The organism is Bacillus sp. 220_BSPC (genome assembly GCF_001054655.1).
In the GTDB taxonomy this organism is placed as follows: Bacteria; Bacillota; Bacilli; order Bacillales; family DSM-1321; genus Peribacillus; species Peribacillus frigoritolerans.
Map to the genome: position 1 here is coordinate 1 of NZ_JVPL01000232.1, position 321 is coordinate 321.

The 321-nt window shown below is 42.7% G+C and carries 1 protein-coding gene; it reads right to left on the minus strand.

Annotation, left to right across the window (positions count from 1 at the left end):
* Positions 1 to 321: stage V sporulation protein AE (gene spoVAE, locus ADA55_RS17925; RefSeq protein WP_065421184.1), on the minus strand; the 321-nt coding region annotated here is incomplete at both ends.

Here is a 321-nt window from a genome sequence, read left to right on the forward strand (position 1 = left end):
TCCCTTTGGTTTAAAAATCAAAGCTCCTAACATGCCGAAAATAATGGCAGATGAAATGCCAGAACTTGTCACTTCGAACATCCCTGTAAGTACGCCGACTAACCCGTGTTTTTCAGCTTCTTGCATGGCCCCGTGTACAAGTGAATTCCCAAAGCTTGTAATAGGAACAGTAGCTCCTGCCCCAGCAAAATCAATTAAGGGTTCATATAAACCTACCCCATCTAAAATAGCCCCTATTACGACAAGGGTACTTAGCGTATGTCCCGGTGTCAGTTTAAACACATCAAACATAATTTGCCCAATGACACAAATCAAACCACC